This window comes from Pseudomonas sp. EA_15y_Pfl1_P101 (assembly GCF_963970835.1).
GTDB lineage: Bacteria > Pseudomonadota > Gammaproteobacteria > Pseudomonadales > Pseudomonadaceae > Aquipseudomonas > Aquipseudomonas tritici.
This window is the reverse complement of record NZ_CAXAPA010000012.1, coordinates 185325-202892: the sequence shown is the minus strand read 5'-3', so window position 1 is coordinate 202892 and position 17568 is coordinate 185325. Positions and strand designations below refer to the sequence as shown.

The 17568-nt window shown below is 59.6% G+C and carries 18 protein-coding genes; 16 read left to right on the top strand and 2 right to left on the bottom strand.

The features are described from left to right. From araG to AACY36_RS20080, 3 genes are all read left to right on the top strand, one after another. The coding region (gene araG / locus AACY36_RS20090) for an L-arabinose ABC transporter ATP-binding protein AraG (protein ID WP_339497492.1) at nucleotides 1-1262 on the top strand (1262 nt) is incomplete at its 5' end. Between the two features lie 17 nt (nucleotides 1263-1279). After that, a complete protein-coding gene (gene araH, locus AACY36_RS20085; protein ID WP_339418886.1) occupies nucleotides 1280-2245 on the top strand; it encodes an L-arabinose ABC transporter permease AraH in 966 nt (321 codons plus the stop codon). Between the two features lie 140 nt (nucleotides 2246-2385). Next, on the top strand, nucleotides 2386-3189 hold the full coding sequence (locus AACY36_RS20080; protein ID WP_339427895.1) for an IclR family transcriptional regulator: 804 nt from the start codon (nucleotides 2386-2388) through the stop codon (nucleotides 3187-3189). A 113-nt stretch (nucleotides 3190-3302) separates the two neighbouring features. Here AACY36_RS20080 and AACY36_RS20075 read toward each other — a convergent pair whose 3' ends face one another. Beyond that, entirely contained in the window at nucleotides 3303-4355 is a 1053-nt protein-coding gene (locus AACY36_RS20075; RefSeq protein ID WP_339418883.1) for an NAD(P)-dependent alcohol dehydrogenase, read from the bottom strand. A 180-nt stretch (nucleotides 4356-4535) separates the two neighbouring features. On the opposite strand from AACY36_RS20075, the gene AACY36_RS20070 reads away from it, so the two are divergent. After that, entirely contained in the window at nucleotides 4536-5429 is an 894-nt protein-coding gene (locus tag AACY36_RS20070; RefSeq protein WP_339418881.1) for an AraC family transcriptional regulator, read from the top strand. A gap of 116 nt (nucleotides 5430-5545) precedes the next feature. Here the strand turns inward: AACY36_RS20070 and AACY36_RS20065 are convergent, their stop codons facing one another. Then, nucleotides 5546-7210, bottom strand: coding sequence for an electron transfer flavoprotein-ubiquinone oxidoreductase (locus AACY36_RS20065; RefSeq protein WP_339497490.1), 1665 nt, complete (start codon nucleotides 7208-7210; stop codon nucleotides 5546-5548). 505 nt (nucleotides 7211-7715) lie between these two features. Between AACY36_RS20065 and AACY36_RS20060 the strand changes: the two genes are divergently transcribed. From AACY36_RS20060 to AACY36_RS20005, 12 genes are all read left to right on the top strand, one after another. Continuing rightward, nucleotides 7716-8465 (top strand): electron transfer flavoprotein subunit beta/FixA family protein, encoded by a 750-nt coding sequence (locus tag AACY36_RS20060; protein ID WP_339497489.1) that lies wholly within the window; start codon nucleotides 7716-7718, stop codon nucleotides 8463-8465. Nucleotides 8466-8481: 16 nt separating this feature from the next. Beyond that, nucleotides 8482-9411: an electron transfer flavoprotein subunit alpha/FixB family protein gene (locus tag AACY36_RS20055; RefSeq protein WP_065873947.1), complete on the top strand. Its 930-nt coding sequence runs from the start codon at nucleotides 8482-8484 to the stop codon at nucleotides 9409-9411. Nucleotides 9412-9495: 84 nt separating this feature from the next. Further along, nucleotides 9496-10311: a substrate-binding periplasmic protein gene (locus AACY36_RS20050; RefSeq protein ID WP_339497488.1), complete on the top strand. Its 816-nt coding sequence runs from the start codon at nucleotides 9496-9498 to the stop codon at nucleotides 10309-10311. Nucleotides 10312-10320: 9 nt separating this feature from the next. Then, nucleotides 10321-10683: a DUF4398 domain-containing protein gene (locus tag AACY36_RS20045; RefSeq protein WP_339418874.1), complete on the top strand. Its 363-nt coding sequence runs from the start codon at nucleotides 10321-10323 to the stop codon at nucleotides 10681-10683. After that, nucleotides 10680-11495 (top strand): OmpA family protein, encoded by an 816-nt coding sequence (locus AACY36_RS20040; RefSeq protein ID WP_339418871.1) that lies wholly within the window; start codon nucleotides 10680-10682, stop codon nucleotides 11493-11495. The genes AACY36_RS20045 and AACY36_RS20040 overlap by 4 nt, the downstream gene beginning before the upstream one ends. Nucleotides 11496-11746: 251 nt before the next feature. Beyond that, nucleotides 11747-13186, top strand: coding sequence for an aminotransferase-like domain-containing protein (locus tag AACY36_RS20035; RefSeq protein WP_049711953.1), 1440 nt, complete (start codon nucleotides 11747-11749; stop codon nucleotides 13184-13186). Between the two features lie 104 nt (nucleotides 13187-13290). Then, a complete protein-coding gene (locus AACY36_RS20030; RefSeq protein WP_339418869.1) occupies nucleotides 13291-13758 on the top strand; it encodes a translation initiation factor 2 in 468 nt (155 codons plus the stop codon). Between the two features lie 162 nt (nucleotides 13759-13920). Then, nucleotides 13921-14175 (top strand): YkgJ family cysteine cluster protein, encoded by a 255-nt coding sequence (locus tag AACY36_RS20025; RefSeq protein WP_049711955.1) that lies wholly within the window; start codon nucleotides 13921-13923, stop codon nucleotides 14173-14175. Nucleotides 14176-14216: 41 nt separating this feature from the next. Continuing rightward, nucleotides 14217-14822 (top strand): START domain-containing protein, encoded by a 606-nt coding sequence (locus AACY36_RS20020; RefSeq protein WP_339418868.1) that lies wholly within the window; start codon nucleotides 14217-14219, stop codon nucleotides 14820-14822. A gap of 103 nt (nucleotides 14823-14925) precedes the next feature. Beyond that, nucleotides 14926-15162: a hypothetical protein gene (locus AACY36_RS20015; protein WP_339418867.1), complete on the top strand. Its 237-nt coding sequence runs from the start codon at nucleotides 14926-14928 to the stop codon at nucleotides 15160-15162. A 213-nt stretch (nucleotides 15163-15375) separates the two neighbouring features. Continuing rightward, nucleotides 15376-15717: a ribonuclease E inhibitor RraB gene (locus AACY36_RS20010; RefSeq protein ID WP_010208429.1), complete on the top strand. Its 342-nt coding sequence runs from the start codon at nucleotides 15376-15378 to the stop codon at nucleotides 15715-15717. Between the two features lie 440 nt (nucleotides 15718-16157). Next, nucleotides 16158-17567, top strand: a complete 1410-nt coding sequence (locus AACY36_RS20005; RefSeq protein WP_065873939.1) for a circularly permuted type 2 ATP-grasp protein — start codon at nucleotides 16158-16160, stop codon at nucleotides 17565-17567. Nucleotide 17568: the final 1 nt, after the last annotated feature.

Sequence of the window (17568 nt, the reverse complement as noted above, 5' to 3'; positions counted from 1 at the left end):
GCGGCGTGGCGGTGATCCACCAGGAGCTGCATCTGGTGCCGGAAATGACCGTGGCCGAGAACCTGTTCCTCGGGCATTTGCCGTCGCGTTTTGGGGTGGTCAATCGGGCGCTGCTGCGCAAGCAGGCGTTGGCTTGCCTCAAGGGCCTGGCGGATGAAATCGACCCGGATGAAAAGCTCGGCCGCCTGTCCCTGGGGCAGCGCCAACTGGTGGAAATCGCCAAGGCGTTGTCCCGTGGTGCGCATGTGATCGCGTTTGATGAACCCACCAGCAGCCTGTCGGCGCGGGAGATCGACCGCTTGATGGCGATCATCACGCGCCTGCGCGATGAGGGCAAAGTGGTGCTCTACGTGTCGCACCGCATGGAGGAAGTGTTCCGCATCTGCAACGCGGTCACGGTGTTCAAGGACGGCCGCTACGTGCGCACCTTCGAGGACATGAGCGCGCTGACCCATGACCAGTTGGTGACCTGCATGGTTGGTCGCGATATCCAGGATATCTACGACTACCGTTCGCGTGAACGCGGCGAAGTGGCACTCAAGGTCCAGGGGCTGCTCGGTCCAGGGCTGCGTGAGCCTGTCAGTTTCCAGGTCCACAAGGGCGAGATTCTCGGCCTGTTCGGGCTGGTAGGGGCGGGGCGTACCGAGCTGTTTCGGCTTTTAAGCGGATTAACGCGTACGACCGCAGGGCAGCTGGAACTGTGCGGCGAAAAACTGCAACTGCGCTCACCGCGCGATGCCATCGCCGCGGGCGTGCTGCTGTGCCCGGAAGACCGCAAGAAGGAAGGCATCATTGCGCTGTCCAGCGTTGCCGAGAACATCAATATCAGCGCACGCAGCACGCACTCCCGTTTCGGCTGGCTGTTGCGTGAGGGGTGGGAGAAGGGCAACGCCGACCAGCAAATCAAGGCAATGAAAGTCAAAACGCCTAACGCCGAACAGAAAATCATGTACCTGTCCGGTGGCAATCAGCAGAAGGCCATTCTCGGCCGCTGGCTGTCGATGCCGATGAAAGTGCTGCTGCTGGATGAGCCGACTCGGGGTATTGATATCGGCGCCAAGTCGGAGATCTACCAGATCATCCATAACCTCGCGGCCAGCGGCATCGCGGTGATTGTGGTGTCCAGCGACCTGATGGAAGTGATGGGTATCTCCGACCGCATCCTGGCGATGAGCGAAGGCGCCCTGACCGGCGAGGTGGCCCGCGATCAGGCGGGTGAAGCACGGCTGTTGCAACTGGCTCTCCCGCGTTCGCGGGCTTGAAGAATTCGAGGTGAATGATGTCTGAGGTAAAAACTGCAAAGGGCTTCTGGCCGGGTTTCAACCAGCGCAAGTTCCTGGACGATTGGGTGATGCTGTTGGCGGCACTCGGCATCTTTGTGCTCAGCGCGCTGTTTATCGACAACTTCCTTTCTCCGCTGAATATGCGCGGGCTGGGCCTGGCTATTTCTACGGTGGGCATTGCGGCGTGCACCATGCTGTTCTGCCTGGCGTCGGGGCATTTCGACTTGTCGGTGGGCTCGGTGATCGCCTGCGCCGGCGTCGTCGCGGGCATTGTGATTCGTGACACCGACAGCGTGCTCCTTGGCGTATCGGCGGCCTTGGCCATGGGCCTGGTGGTAGGGCTGATCAACGGCATCGTCATCGCCAAGCTGCGCATCAACGCGTTGATCGCGACGTTGGCGACCATGCAGATCGTGCGTGGGCTGGCGTACATCTTCTCCAACGGCAAGGCGGTTGGCGTGATGAACGAAGACTTCTTCGTCTTTGGCAGCGGCCAGCTGTTGGGTGTGCCGGTGCCGATCATCATCACCGTGCTGTGCTTTATATTCTTCGGCTGGCTGCTCAACTACACCACCTACGGGCGCAACACCATGGCCATCGGCGGTAACCAGGAAGCCGCGTTGCTGGCCGGGGTGAACGTTGACCGGACCAAGATCATCATCTTTGCCGTGCATGGTTTGATTGGCGCCTTGGCCGGGGTGATTCTTGCGTCGCGCATGACCTCTGGCCAGCCAATGATTGGCCAGGGTTTTGAGCTGACGGTGATTTCGGCTTGCGTGCTGGGTGGGGTGTCGTTGAGCGGCGGCATCGGCATGATCCGCCATGTGATTGCGGGTGTGCTGATCTTAGCGATCATCGAGAATGCGATGAACCTGAAGAACATCGACACGTTTTACCAGTACGTGATCAGGGGTTCGATCCTGTTGCTGGCCGTCATCATCGACCGCATGAAGCAACGCTAACGTCACAGTCTAAAAGACGCTGGAAATCTAATGTGGGAGCGAGCAAGTCGAACCGCCGCTCCCACATTTGGATCTCCACAGTATTGAGGTTCAGCTTTTGCCATAATGGCGCCGTTTTCGTACTTCCCAATAGGCCCGATATGCAGGAAAACGCCCACACCCCCGCCAAAGACACCGCCCCCACCGGTACCCAGACCCTGCTGCGTGGCCTGGGCGTGGTACAGGCAGTGGCGGCCGGTGCGCGGGATCTGAAAGAGATCGCCCGGCGCATCGGCACCACCCGCAGCACCACCCACCGCCTGGCCAGTTGCCTGGTGGACGAGCGTTACCTGCGCGTGGTGCCCCAGGTTGGTTACCTGCTGGGGCCGAAGTTGATCGAACTGGGTTTTCAAGCTCGGGAAGAGTTGCCATTGGTGACCCTGGCCATCCCGTATCTGGACGAGCTGTCGGCCCTGACCGGTGACACCATTCACCTGGCTATTCGCGAATACGACGACGTGCTTTACCTGCACAAGAACCCTGGCCGCTACGGCCCGGAAATGCGTTCGCGAGTCGGTCATCGCATGCCGCTGGCACGGACCGGGGTTGGCAAGGCGATGTTGCTGGATGACTCGGCTGAGGAATGGCGGCGTCTCTACGAAGCCAGCGTGCCGGAGGGTGGTAAGAACCTGCAATGGCCGCAGCACCCGGAGCAATCCTGGGCGCAGTTCGAGCAGCGCATGCGTGAATACGTGGTGGGCGGTTATGCGTTCGACCTGGAAGACAACGAACCGTCGATCCGTTGCGTGGCCGCACCGGTGCGCGATGCCAGCCGGCGAATCGTCGCCGGCATCAGCATCGCCAGTACCGTGCCCTACATGCCGCTGGAAAAAATGGCCGAGCTGATTCCTGTGATCAAACAGGTCGCAGCGCGCCTCTCCGCGGAATTGGGCGCAAGAACCTGACCCCGCCGTAGCAGCTGTCGAGCGCCAGCGAGGCTGCGTTCGCGGTGTACCTGACACGCCGCAGACGCAGCCTCGCCAAGGCTCGACAGCTGCTACGGGCGAGCGTCGCTTGGTTAGACCTTCAAGGTCGCCATGTCGATGACAAAGCGGTACTTCACATCGCCCGCGATCATGCGGCTGTAGGCTTCGTTGATATTGCGGATATCGAGCATCTCGATGTCACAGCTGATGCCGTGCTCGGCGCAGAAATCCAGGACTTCCTGGGTTTCGGCAATGCCACCGATCAACGAACCCGCCAGCACTTTGCGGCCCATGATCAGCTTGGCGGCGTTGACCGGCGGGTCGATCGGTTCGATCAAGCCGACCAGGATGTGCACGCCGTCAAAGCGCAATACGTCGAGGTAGGGGTTGAGGTCGTGTTGCACCGGGATGGTGTCCAGCAGGAAGTCGAAGTGCCCGGCGGCGGCTTTCATCTGCTCGGCGTCGGTGGACACGATCACGTGATCGGCGCCCTGGCGACGACCTTCTTCGGCCTTGCTCGCGGAGCGGGTGAACAAGGTCACTTGCGCGCCAATCGCCTTGGCCAGCTTGATGCCCATATGGCCCAGGCCGCCCATGCCCAATACGCCCACTTTATCGCCGGCCTTGATGCCGTAGTGCTTGATCGGCGAGTACATGGTGACGCCGGCGCACAGGATCGGCGCGGCGCTGGCCAAGTCGAGCTTGGCTGGGATCTTCACCACGAAGTGCTCGCTGACCACGATGCTGTCCGAGTAGCCGCCCATGGTGTTGCTGCCGTCGACGCGGTCCGGGGTGGCGTAGGTCATGGTTGGACCTTCGAGGCAGTATTGCTCCAGGTCGGCTTTGCACGCGTCGCAGTGACGGCACGAATCGACCATGCAGCCCACGCCGACCAAGTCGCCGACCTTATGCGCGGTCACGTTGGCGCCGACGGCGGTGACCTTGCCGACAATCTCGTGGCCCGGCATCAGCGGGTACACGGCGATGCCCCATTCGTTGCGCGCCTGGTGGATATCGGAGTGACAAACGCCGCAGTACAGGATCTCGATAGCCACGTCATCCACGCGCGGGCTGCGACGTTGGAAGGACATGGGGGCGAGGGGAGTGGTGGCCGACTGGGCGGCGTAACCGATGGCGGTGTACATGGGGGAACCTCGCAAAAGCAATCACAGGAGAGGCCGCGCATTTTCCGCGCCGAGCCTTGATGCGGCCATGGCGATTGCTCCGAGTCTCATGCCTATTTGTCCGGGAGTGCCCCTTGATTGGATTTTTGTGTCGCCAGACCTGCGATGATGTTCTTATCCCTTTTTCGCGAAGTTTTTGCCATGTTGTTGACTCGCTATCTCGACGCCAACGCCACGCTGGTTTCCCTGATTGAAGGCCTCACGCCGCGTGACGGTTTTTCTCCCACCCACCTGCCCGGCGTGCAGGTGCTGCGCGCCAGTTGCGACGTGGCGCGCGGGCCGCAGATCTATGAGCCGAGCCTGATGTTTGTGGCTCAGGGCAGCAAGGTCGCCTACCTGGGCCCGCGTACGCTGGAGTATGGCGCCGGGCATTACCTGATTCAGGCGATGCCGGTGCCGTTCGAGTGCGAGACATTTGCCATGGCGCCGGATGCACCGCTTTTGGGTGTGACGGTGGGGATCGATCGTGTGGTGCTGGGCGAACTGGTGATGGCCATGGGCGTTCAGGCCGGGCCGCCGCCGACGGCGCAGACGCTGGAGTCGATGAGTTCGGTGGTGCTCGATGATGCCATGCGCGGGTGTGTCGAACGGCTGTTGCAATGCCTGCACGATCCGCTGGAAAGCCGGATCATGGGCCCGGCGCGGGTGCGCGAGTTATTGTTCACCGCGTTGCGCGGGCCGCAGGCCGATGTGCTGCGTGCGCTGGTCGAACAGCAAGGGCAGTTCTCGCGAATTGCCACGTCACTGAATCACCTGCATGCGCATTACGCCGAGCCGCTGAACATCGAGACGCTGGCGGGCTATGCGCACATGAGCGCGTCGACTTTTCATGAGCACTTCAAGCGCTGCACGCTGTTGTCGCCGGTGCAATATCTGAAGCGTTTGCGCTTGCTCAAGTCCCAGCAGTTACTGCTGGTGGAGGGGATGGGTGTGGCGCAGGCGGCGCACAGCGTGGGGTATCAGAGTACATCGCAGTTCAGCCGGGAATATAAGCGCTACTTCGAGCGTAATCCCGGGGAAGAGCGGGCCGCATAAATCTTATTGATTCAACCCGGTCAGTATGGGAGCAGGCAAGCCAGCTTCCACATTTTGACCGAGTCGAGCACAAAAAAGGCCCTCGCACTGAGGGCCTCGTTGTTCAAGCAGCTGACTTACATGTTCGGATAAGTCGGCCCACCCGCGCCTTCCGGCGTCACCCAGGTAATGTTCTGCGAAGGGTCTTTGATGTCACAGGTCTTGCAGTGCACACAGTTCTGGGCGTTGATCTGGAAGCGCTTCTCGCCGTCTTCCTGGGTGATCACCTCATACACACCCGCCGGGCAGTAGCGCTGCGCCGGTTCATCGTAGAGCGGCAGGTTGGTGCCGATCGGGATGCTCGGGTCTTTCAACTTCAAGTGGCACGGCTGCTCTTCTTCATGGTTGGTACCGGAGATGAACACCGAGCTCAGTTTGTCGAAGCTCAGCTTGCCGTCAGGTTTCGGATAGTTGATCCGGGTGCTGTCCTTGGCCAGCTTGAGGCAGGCGTAGTCCGGCTTGGTGTCGTGCAGGGTGAACGGCATTTTGCCGCCAAGGATGTTCTGGTCGAACCAGTTGAAGCCCGCGCCGATGATCGGGCCGAACTTGTGCATCGCCGGGCCGAAGTTACGGCTGGCGAACAGTTCCTCATAAAGCCAGCTGGACTTGAAGTTGTCGACGTAAGCGGTCAGTTCATCACCGCCTTCGGACTCTGCAAGCAGACGGTCGGCCACGGCGTCGGCGGCGAGCATGCCGGACTTCATCGCGGTGTGGCTGCCTTTGATCTTAGCCACGTTCATGGTGCCCAGGTCGCAACCGATCAGTGCGCCGCCCTTGAAGATCATCTTCGGCAGCGAATTGATGCCGCCTTTGGCCAAGGCGCGTGCGCCGTAGCTGATGCGCTTGCCACCTTCCAGGTACTGGGCAAGCACCGGGTGATGCTTGAGGCGCTGGAACTCATCGAACGGCGACAGAAAGGTATTGCTGTAAGACAGGTCGACAATCAGGCCTACAACCACCTGGTTGTTTTCCAGGTGATACAGGAACGAGCCACCGGTGTTCTCGTTGCCCATGATGTCCAGCGGCCAGCCGGCGGTGTGCACCACCAGGCCTGGTTGATGCTTGGCCGGGTCGATCTCCCAGATTTCCTTCAGGCCGATGCCGTAGTGCTGGGCGTCGGCATCGCTGGCCAGGTTGAAACGTTCGATGAGTTGCTTGCCGATGTGGCCACGGCAGCCTTCGGCGAACAGCGTGTATTTGCCACGCAGTTCCATACCCGGGGTGTATACGCCTTCTTTTGGATTGCCTTCGCGGTCGACGCCGAGGTCACCGGTGATAATCCCGCGCACCACGCCGTTTTCGTCGAACAGCGCTTCCTGTGCTGCAAAGCCTGGGTAGACTTCCACGCCCAGGTTCTCGGCCTGCTGGGCCAGCCAGCGGCACAGGTTGCCCAGGGAGATGATGTAGTTGCCTTCGTTGTGCATGGTCTTGGGCACAAAAAAGTCAGGCACCTTGGTGGAAGCGTCCGGGCTGCGCAGTACATAAATGTCATCGCGCACCACGGGGGTGTTGAGCGGGGCACCGAGTGCTTTCCAGTCCGGGAACAGTTCGTTCAGGGCGCGTGGTTCAAACACGGCACCGGAGAGGATGTGTGCGCCGACTTCGGAGCCTTTTTCAACCACGCAGACGCTGATTTCCTTACCGGCTTCGGCGGCCTTCTGCTTCAGTCGGCAGGCGGCAGACAGACCCGCCGGGCCAGCGCCGACGATGACCACGTCGAATTCCATGTATTCGCGTTCCACAGGCTATCTCCTACTCAAGGCTCAACAGGCTTTTTTTCTAATGGGTGGAGGTTCGGTGTCGTCAGGCGCGGGGGCCGGACCCACCTTTCTCTCTAGGTGGCGCATTATATATAGACCACTGCTAGCGTCCAATACAAACGTTTGTTTGAATTGCCCGCAGGCTAGGTAAATCAAAGAGGCGCGGCTTATGACTGGCTATTTTGCCGTATTGACCAGAATAGGTGTTCCGGTCAATATACGGTCGGTTTCGCGCTTACCGTAGGCAGACTGCAGGTTTCAAGAGCACGTCCAAAAGCAAGACACGTGACGCGCGCCCAAACGTTGGCGCGCAGTTTACACGCTGCGATAAAGAATGACCTCTCAGTCACCACTGACGAACGGTCATCATTTCCCGTGAGCCAGGTCACTCGCTGAGGTTTTTGGAGGTGCCCTTGTGTGCCGATGAGCATCAACCGCCAGGTTCGCCTAGGCGACTTTCTTTTCACCGGAGAGTAACGAGGAATCCATGAAGGTTCTTGTAGCTGTCAAACGCGTTGTCGATTACAACGTGAAAGTTCGCGTCAAGGCGGACAATTCCGGCGTCGACCTTGCTAACGTCAAAATGTCGATGAACCCTTTCTGCGAAATCGCTGTGGAAGAAGCCGTCCGCCTGAAAGAGAAAGGCGTGGCGACTGAAATCGTCGTGGTTTCCATCGGCCCTACCACTGCTCAAGAGCAGCTGCGTACCGCCCTGGCACTGGGCGCCGACCGCGCTATCCTGGTCGAGTACGCTGAAGACCTGACCTCCCTGGCCGTGGCCAAGCTGCTCAAGGCTGTTGTCGACAAGGAACAGCCGCAACTGGTGATCCTCGGCAAACAAGCCATCGACAGCGACAACAACCAGACTGGCCAGATGCTGGCTGCACTGACCGGTTACGGCCAAGGCACCTTCGCCTCGAAAGTCGAAGTGAGTGGCGACAGCGTGGCGGTGACCCGTGAAATCGACGGCGGCGCACAGACCGTTTCGCTGAAACTGCCGGCCATCGTGACCACCGACCTGCGTTTGAACGAGCCGCGCTACGCGTCCCTGCCAAACATCATGAAAGCCAAGAAGAAGCCTCTCGAAGTGCTGACGCCTGACGCTTTGGGCGTTTCCACCGCCTCCACCAACAAGACTGTAAAAGTTGAAGCGCCGGCTGCTCGCAGCGCAGGCATCAAGGTCAAGTCGGTGGCTGAATTGGTCGAGAAACTGAAAAACGAAGCGAAGGTGCTTTGAATTGGAGAGCAGGATCATGACTATCCTCGTAATCGCCGAACACGATAACAAGGTGCTGGCTCCGGCCACCCTGAATACCGTGGCTGCCGCCGCTAAAATCGGTGGGGACATTCACGTACTGGTTGCCGGCCAGGGCGCTGGCGCAGTGGCTGAAGCTGCTGCGAAAATCGCGGGTGTGAGCAAAGTACTGGTCGCCGACAACGCGGCCTACGCTCATCAACTGCCGGAAAACGTCGCGCCACTGGTAGCAGAGCTGGGCGCTGGCTACAGCCACATCCTGGCTGCCGCGACCTCCAACGGCAAAAATATCCTGCCACGCGTTGCCGCGCAGCTGGACGTTGACCAGATCTCCGAAATCATCTCGGTCGAAAGCGCCGACACCTTCAAGCGCCCGATCTACGCCGGTAACGCCATTGCCACCGTGCAATCGACGGCTTCGGTAAAAGTCATCACCGTACGTGCCACCGGTTTCGACCCGGTTGCCGCCGAAGGTGGTTCGGCTGCCGTTGAAGCTGTTGCAGCTGCCCACGACGCTGGCACTTCCAGCTTTGTTGGCGAAGAGTTGGCCAAGTCGGATCGTCCTGAGCTGACCGCTGCCAAGATCGTCGTTTCCGGCGGCCGTGGCATGCAGAACGGTGACAACTTCAAGCACCTGTACGCCTTGGCTGACAAGCTGGGCGCTGCGGTCGGCGCTTCCCGCGCGGCCGTCGACGCAGGTTTCGTACCCAACGATATGCAGGTCGGCCAGACCGGCAAAATCGTTGCGCCACAGCTGTACATCGCCGTCGGTATCTCCGGTGCGATCCAGCACTTGGCCGGTATGAAAGACTCCAAAGTGATCGTTGCGATCAACAAGGACGAAGAAGCACCGATCTTCCAGGTGGCTGATTACGGCCTGGTGGCGGATTTGTTCGAAGCCGTACCCGAGTTGGAGAAGCTGGTCTAATCCAGTCGCTTCACTTATAAAGAGCCCGGTCTTATGACCGGGCTTTTTTTGCGACCCCTTTTTTGAACACCGGAGAGCTTCGCCATGGAACTGCGCCCCTGGAGCGTTTTGCTGGGCCTCACGCTGCTGCCGACGCTGTCGCTGGCGGCGGGCAAATGCGATCGCCTGGTGATCACCGGCAGCCCGGACACCCCACCTTTGCTTTGGCGCGACCCGCAGGACCCCACGCGCCTGATCGGCGCCACCGCCGATGTGTTGCAACAAGTGGGCAAGGATCTCGGGTTAAAAATCGACCTGCTCTACGGCGGCACACGTTCCCAGGCCCTGGATGAAGTGCGCAGTGGGCGCATGGACATCCTCGCCGACGCGCCGCTGAACCTGGGTGAGCTGGAAACCCTCGACTACATCCACCCGGCGTTGATGCAGCTCGACTATCTGGTGTGGACGCGCAAGGATTCGGCGCTGGCCTACGCCACGGCCGCCGATCTGCATGGCCACAAGGGCGCTGTGTCCGAGCGGGCGCGCCTGAGCGCGGGCTTCGAGACCTTCGCCGGCCAGCAGTTGACCCTGCAACGCCTGCCATCCCTGACGCCAGCGTTTCAGAAACTGCTGCTGGGCGAGGTGGACTATGTGCTCGCCGGGCGTTATTCCGGCATGGCCATGGCGCAGACCTTGGGCATGAGCAACGACCTGGTCGCCCGCGATGTGCCGATCGACCAGCCGGGCTTGTACCTGGCGATTTCCCACAACTCGGCCTGCAATGATCCGTGGTTGCGCGGACAGCTCGCCAAAAAGATGACAGAATTGCCGACGTCCGGTGTGGCGGAAGCGGCGCTGCAGCGCAATCTGGAGCGCTTGAAAGCACAATTGCAGCAACCCGTCGGCACCCCAACAAAGTAGGGATTTTCAGTGACTCTTCGACCTCTTTTCGCGGCCCTCGCCGTTGTCGTTCTGGCGGGATGTGCAGCCGATCCTGCGCCGAATGAACAAATGCGCCTGACCCAGCAAGCCTTGGAGCAAGCCAGTGCCGTGGGTGCCAACGCGGATGAATCGCCTGAATTGAAACTGGCCGAAGCTAAATTCGCCCGAGCCAAGTCGAGCATGGCCGACGAGTCCTACAAAAACGCGCGTATGCGTTTCGAGCAAGCCGAGCTGGACGCACGCCTGGCCGAAGCCAAGGTGCTGACGCGCAAGAGCCAGGAACAACTGAACGTGCTCAACACCCGTATCACCCGCCTGCGCAAGCAATTGCAGTTGGGGGAAGCCCAATGAGCCCGATGATCCGCGGTTTGAGTTGTGCGGTGCTATTGGGCACTGCCGTGCTGGGCGGTTGCGCCAGCCATCCCGATAGCGAACAGGCCTTGCAACAGGCGGGCACTGACTTCCAGAGGGTCAAGGAAGACGCCAATGTGTTGCGCATCGCCCCGAAGGACGTGATCCGTGCCGGTGAATCCCTGGCCCGTGCCGACCGCTTATCCAGTTATTGGGGCAGCGGCTCCGACGTCGTGCATTACGCCTACCTGAGCCAGCGCTACAGCGCCATTGCCCGCGAACACACCGAGCAGGCCCTGAACGAAGAGCGCGCCGCCAAGCTCGAGCTGGAGCGCCAGCGCCTGCAACTGGCCCTGCGTGAAAGCAAGCTGATCAGCGTGCAGCAGCAGGGCAAGTGGCTTGAAGAACAGATCGCCACCCTGGCCACCACCCAGACCGATCGCGGCCTGGTGATGACGTTGGGCGACGTGCTGTTCGATACCGGCGTGGCAGAACTGAAAAACTCGGCCAACCGTACCGTGCTGAAAATCGTACAGTTCCTGCAATTGAACCCCAAGCGCGTGGTGCGCATCGAGGGTTATGCCGACAACACGGGCGGTGAGCGGGAAAATCTGAAACTGTCCCGCGACCGTGCGCAGTCAGTGGCGGATGTGCTGGTGGACCTGGGGATCGACGAAAAACGCATCCAGGTTGAAGGTTATGGTGACCAGTACCCGGTGGAGGCCAACGCCTCCGAGCGGGGCAGAGCGCAGAACCGTCGTGTGGAAATTGTGTTCTCGGATGAGAAAGGCCAGCTGGGCGCCGCTCGGTAGGCGTCTGGTACCGATCAAGCTGTGGGAGCGGGCTTGCCTGCGAAAGCGGTGTATCAGTCAATATTTCAGTGGCTGACACACCGCTTTCGCAGGCAAGCCCACTCCCACATTTGTTTGGTGTACACCGTTACAGTTTTTACTGTCACTCCCGCGCGCGCTCGACTATTGTGGCAACTGTCCCCGTACACTTCTAAACTGTGCCGGTATGTTTCACACAAAAATAAAATACCCGTGAAATCGAGTGCTGCGTCATGACCAATCTGTTGCTTTACCAACGTATTGCCCAGCAACTGGCTGAAGATATCCGGCGCGGTGTCTATCAGCCGGGCGAGCGCGTGCCTTCGGTGCGCAAGATGAGCTCGCAGTTGAACGTGAGCCACGCCACGGTGTTGCAGGCCTACGCCAACCTGGAAGACCAGGGGCTGATCCGGGCGCGGCCGCAATCCGGCTATTACGTGCACCAGACGCCAGCACTCACCGCGCCGACGCCGGACATCGCACGGGTCGAACGCCCAGGGTTGGTCACCCGCAGCAGTATCATCCAGCAGGTATTGGGCGAGTCGCGGCGCGAAGGCGTGTTCCCATTGGGCGCTGCTGTGCCCAGCGTGGACTACCTTCCGGTACGCGCATTGCACCAACAGTTGGCCAAGGTCACGCGCTTCCAGAGCCCGCGGGCGTTCAGTTACATGTTCAGCCCGGGGTTTGAGCCGCTGCGCCGCCAGGTGGCGATCCGTATGCGCGATGCGGGCGTGGTGGTGGACCCTTCCGAAGTCGTGATCACCCACGGGTGTGTCGATGCCTTGCAGATGTCACTGCGGGTGCTGACACGGCCTGGCGACTTGATTGCCGCTGAATCGCCAACCTATTACGGCCTGCTGCAGTTGGCTGACTTGCTGGGGCTCAAGGTCATCGAGATCCCCAGCGACCCATCCACCGGCATGAGCCTGGAAGCCCTGCAACTGGCGGCTAACCAATGGTCGATCAAAGCGCTGGTGCTGACCACGCGGCTGAGCAATCCCTTGGGCGGCACCATGCCCGAGGAACGTCAGAAACAGTTGCTGCGCCTGGCTTCGGATTTCGATATCCAGATTGTCGAGGACGATATCTACGGCGAGCTGATGTTCGAACTAGGCCGCACCAAGGCCCTGAAAGCCTATGACCGCCTCGACCGAGTTATCTATTGCTCGAGCTTTTCCAAGACGCTGTCCCCCGGTGTGCGCATCGGCTGGATGATCGCCGGCAAATACCAGCAGGAGCTGCAGCGCCTGCAAATGTTCAGTACTCACTCGGCGTGCAGCGTCACCCAGATGGGCGTTGCGGCCTATCTGGAAAACGGCGGCTACGATCGGCACCTGCGCTATATACGCCAGGAGTACCGCAAGAATCTCAGCGCGTTCCAGCTCGCGGTGCAGCAATATTTCCCGGAAGGCACGCAGATGACCCGCCCGACCGGCGGCTTCATTTTGTGGGTCAGTTTACCCGGACGGGTCAATACCCAGGAACTGCATGTACGCGCACTGCAACAGGGCATCAGCATCGCACCAGGCCTGATCTTCAGTAACACCGAGCAGTTCAACCACTGCATTCGCCTCAACTGCGGTACGCCCTGGAACCGTGAGGCAGAGCGGGCGCTGATGACGCTGGGTATGCTTGCCAGCCAGCTTTGCCAGGAAACGGCAGCCGGCCTTTGAGGCGCACAAAGGGGGAAAATCCTATAGCACGCTAATCAGCGCACTTGTCATGCCGTGCACAACAAGCGAGCATATGGCCCTCTGCCGTTAATGCTGTAGGCAATATGACCTCGATTTTTCGCGCTGTTTGTGTGATTGGCCTGTTAAGCCTGTGCAACTTCAGCACCGCGCTGGCGGCAGCACCTGTGAGCGAAACCAAGCCAACTGCCAGTTCGAAACAGAAAACCTCTGCCAAGAAAGCTCCCGCCGTGAAGAAACAAAGTGCTGCGGCCAAAAAACGTGCGGCAAGTCGATCAAAATCGTCCCGTGAAGTGGCGCAGACACAATTGCCGCCGGCACAGTTGGATCTGTCATTGCCAACGGACATGGTCAGGCACCTTCAGCCCATTGGCACCATGGCCAAGCCCAAAAGCGTGCCCCTGCTGCCGCCGATGTTTGGTGCCAAGCCCACCGACAACAGTGCATTTCAGATCAACGGCCGCCTGCTCAGCAATGAGATGAAGCTGCAGTTGCGCAATGAAGAGCGGCGTGAAGTGGAAGGCGCAGCGTTGGAATTCGAGTTCAAGCAGTAAACTTTTCCCACATACGTGACGCCGCCCTCCGACCATCTGTCGCAGACTGGTCAGTCACGTTTGTTTTCTGCGAAAAACCCCTGTTAGACCATTTTAAAACGGCTGTTTAAGGGCGTACTCTAGCCCGGCCATCCACATTGAGTCGTCGAGGACCTGCTGGTCATGAATTGCCGTGAAGGCTGTGGCGCTTGCTGCATCGCCCCCTCCATCAGCTCGCCGTTACCTGGAATGCCACAGGGCAAACCGGCCGGCGAACGCTGCCTGCACCTGTCGGTCGAACAGCTATGCCAGCTGTTCGGGCAACCGGAACGCCCGGCGGTGTGCAGTGAGTTCAAGGCGGACATCGAGGTCTGCGGCACCGACCAGGCCGATGCCATCCGTCTGATCGGCTGGTGGGAGCAGATGACGGCGGCTTGATGGGCTTTACTCTCGTAACTTCAACAATAAGGAATACACCTATGGGTTCGCTGAAACGAATGGCTGTGTTGTGCGGTTTTACGGTGTTGTTTGCTGCTACTGCCCAGGCTGAGGATTGGCAAGTCGCCAAGGACGAAGACGGTATCAAGGTGTCCCTGAGCGAAGTTGCCGGCTCCAAGTACAAGGCGTATCGCGGTGTGACCGTGGTCAAGGCGCCGGTTGCCAAGATTGTTGCGCTGCAGGAAGACGTAGTGGGTGCCTGCAAATGGATTCACGAGTGCAAATTGCAAAAACTGCTGAAACACGAGGGTGACGTCAGCTACACCTACACCCAGTTCAATGCCCCGTTCCCCGTCAGTGATCGTGATTCGATCCTCAAAATCACCACCTCGAAGGGCGCTGACGGCAGCGTGACCCGAACCTTGCTGGAGGTGCCGACCTATCAGCCAGAAGAGAAAGGCTTCGTACGGGTTGCCCAAGTCGAAGGCTTCTGGAAACTGGTGCCAAAAGGCGACAACCAAACCGAAGTCACTTATCAGGTGCACACCGAGCCAGGCGGCAGCGTGCCATCGTGGTTGGCCAACAAGTTTGTGGTGGACGCGCCGTTCAACACGTTGAAAGCCTTGAAAGAACACGCTGAAAAATAAGCGCAATTGATCCGGTGCTTCCTGCCCAGAGTGGAACGTTTGCTGACCCCTCAAGGTCCAGATAAATGTGAGCCCACACGCGGGCTTTTTCGAGGAGGCACCGATGCAAAAGTGGCAGATTACTTTCGTTGATGATCACGGCGTACAGTCCGTGGAGCAGTTCACCTGCGAACAACAACCTAGCCGCGAAGATGCTGCGCACATGATTCGCAACAAACTGGTGCCTGTCGCCGCCGAACTCGACCTCAACGACCTTGAGGGCCGTCAGTCCGATCCTACCGTCAAGATCCTCAAAGACCAGAACAGTATCCAGATCCTCGACATCTCTCCTGTCGTCTGAACATTCGCTGTACACCCTTCAAGCACCTCTGGTGGAGGCGATAGCTTCGCGCTACTCTGCAAGTGAGATCAGCGAATGAATCGCTAGGTACTGGTCTTGTCAGCTACATGCTTGTTTTCCAGCGGTGATGTTATTGCCGTAGCTCCTACGCCATTACGGCGTGGGCTTCGGGAAGCACGGAAAGTCTACCCATCAGTTTGAGGAGCACTTTTCATGAGCACAGCCTATCAAGAAGACATCAGCACCAATGTTCTGCGCCGCATGAAAGAAGGCGGTTTTGACTTTTCACGCTTCCACCCCATTGAGTTCTACGCCATTTTTCCTGATGAAGAACGGGCGCGCAGGGCTGCGGGTGAGTTTCGTGGGGAATCCCTGAATGCCCAAGTCAGTGCGCGCGACGATGGTGCCTGGTACTTGGAACTGAGCAAAATCATGTCTGCCACCTACGACGGCATAGGAGACTTCGAGCAAGACTTTGGGGCGGTGGTCGAGCCGCTGGGCGGGATCATCGAGGGGTGGGGCGTGAAGCAGGAGGTGCGTGGGTTACCCATGTAGCAGCGAGCAGTATGAGAAACACAGCGTATCGGCTGACCTTTGGGTCGGCCGATTTTGTTTGTGGCGTCCACCCAGGTCTTTTCAGCGCCCAAAAAAAGCCACCCGAGCAGGGTGGCCGAAAGGGAAGACCGGGAGGTCGGTCGGTATACGAAGCACTACGTTACCGATCGCGTATAGGGTTGAGCTGTAGGACACGTCCTGTTCAGCAGATGTTGATGATTATCCGTAGGCTTGTCCGGGCAGTGAAATCAACTCTGGCTATGCTGTTGATAGTCAAAGCCCGCATTGCGATGAAGCAGGGGGCAGTGCACCGGGCATTCTGCGCACCAGGACGGTGCGAATGGATTTCGGTGGTTATTCAACGCACTGATTTTTAAGTGTTTATGCCGCTGGCACGGGCCTTGCGATGGTTCTAGCGCCCGGGTGACAAGGAGTTCGGCATGATCCGCACTTATTACGATGAAATGTACGACGGGGCAGGGCAGGTCCGGCCGCATTACCGCGAGTTCGCGCGCTGGTTGGCTGATACCCCTGCTGAACTGCTGGCCCAGCGTCGGCGTGAAGCCGATTTGCTGTTTCACCGCGCCGGTATCACCTTCACGCTCTACGGGGACGAGCAGGGCACCGAGCGCCTGATTCCATTCGACACCATCCCGCGCAGCATTCCCGCCAGCGAATGGCGGATTGTCGAGCGCGGCTGCATCCAAAGGGTCAAGGCGCTGAATATGTTCCTCGCCGACCTGTATCACGAGCAACGCATCATCAAGGCCGGGATCATCCCAGCCGAACAGGTATTGGCCAACGAGCAATACCAACTGGCTATGCAGGGTTTGAATCTGCACCGCGACTTGTATTCCCACGTCTCCGGTGTCGACCTCGTACGTGACGGCGACGGCACGTACTACGTGCTTGAAGACAACCTGCGTACCCCGAGCGGCGTCAGCTACATGCTCGAAGACCGCAAGATGATGATGCGCCTGTTCCCCGAACTGTTCGCCGCCCAGCGTATTGCGCCCATCGATCATTACCCCAACCTGCTGCTCGACACCCTGAAAAGCTCCAGCCCCCTGGATAACCCCAGCGTAGTTGTGCTCACCCCGGGACGCTTCAACAGCGCGTTCTTTGAACATGCGTTCCTGGCCCGGGAAATGGGCGTGGAGCTGGTGGAAGGCGCCGACCTGTTTGTGCGCGATGACCGAGTATTCATGCGTACCACCGATGGCCCCAAGGCCGTGGACGTGATCTACCGCCGCCTCGACGATGCGTTTCTCGACCCATTGGCCTTCAACCCGGATTCCATGCTCGGCGTGCCCGGCCTGCTCGCGGCTTATCGCTCGGGCAACGTAGTGCTGGCCAATGCCATCGGCACCGGGGTGGCGGATGACAAGTCGGTGTACCCCTTCGTCACCGAGATGATCCGTTTTTACCTGGATGAAGAACCCATCCTGAAGAACGTTCCGACATTCCAATGCCGTAAGCCTGACGAACTGTCCCACGTGTTGGCTAACCTGCCGGACCTGGTGGTGAAGGAAACCCAAGGATCCGGTGGCTACGGCATGCTGGTCGGCCCGGCGTCCACGAAGGCCGAAATCGAAGCCTTCCGTGCGCGCATCAAGGCCAAGCCCCATGCGTATATCGCCCAACCGACCCTGTGCTTGTCCACCTGCCCGACCTTTGTCGAAAACGGCATTGCGCCGCGCCACATCGACCTGCGCCCATTCGTATTGTCGGGCAAGGAAACCCGTGTAGTCCCAGGCGGGCTGACCCGTGTGGCATTGCGTGAAGGTTCGCTGGTGGTCAACTCGTCCCAGGGCGGCGGCACCAAAGACACCTGGGTGGTCGAGGACTGAT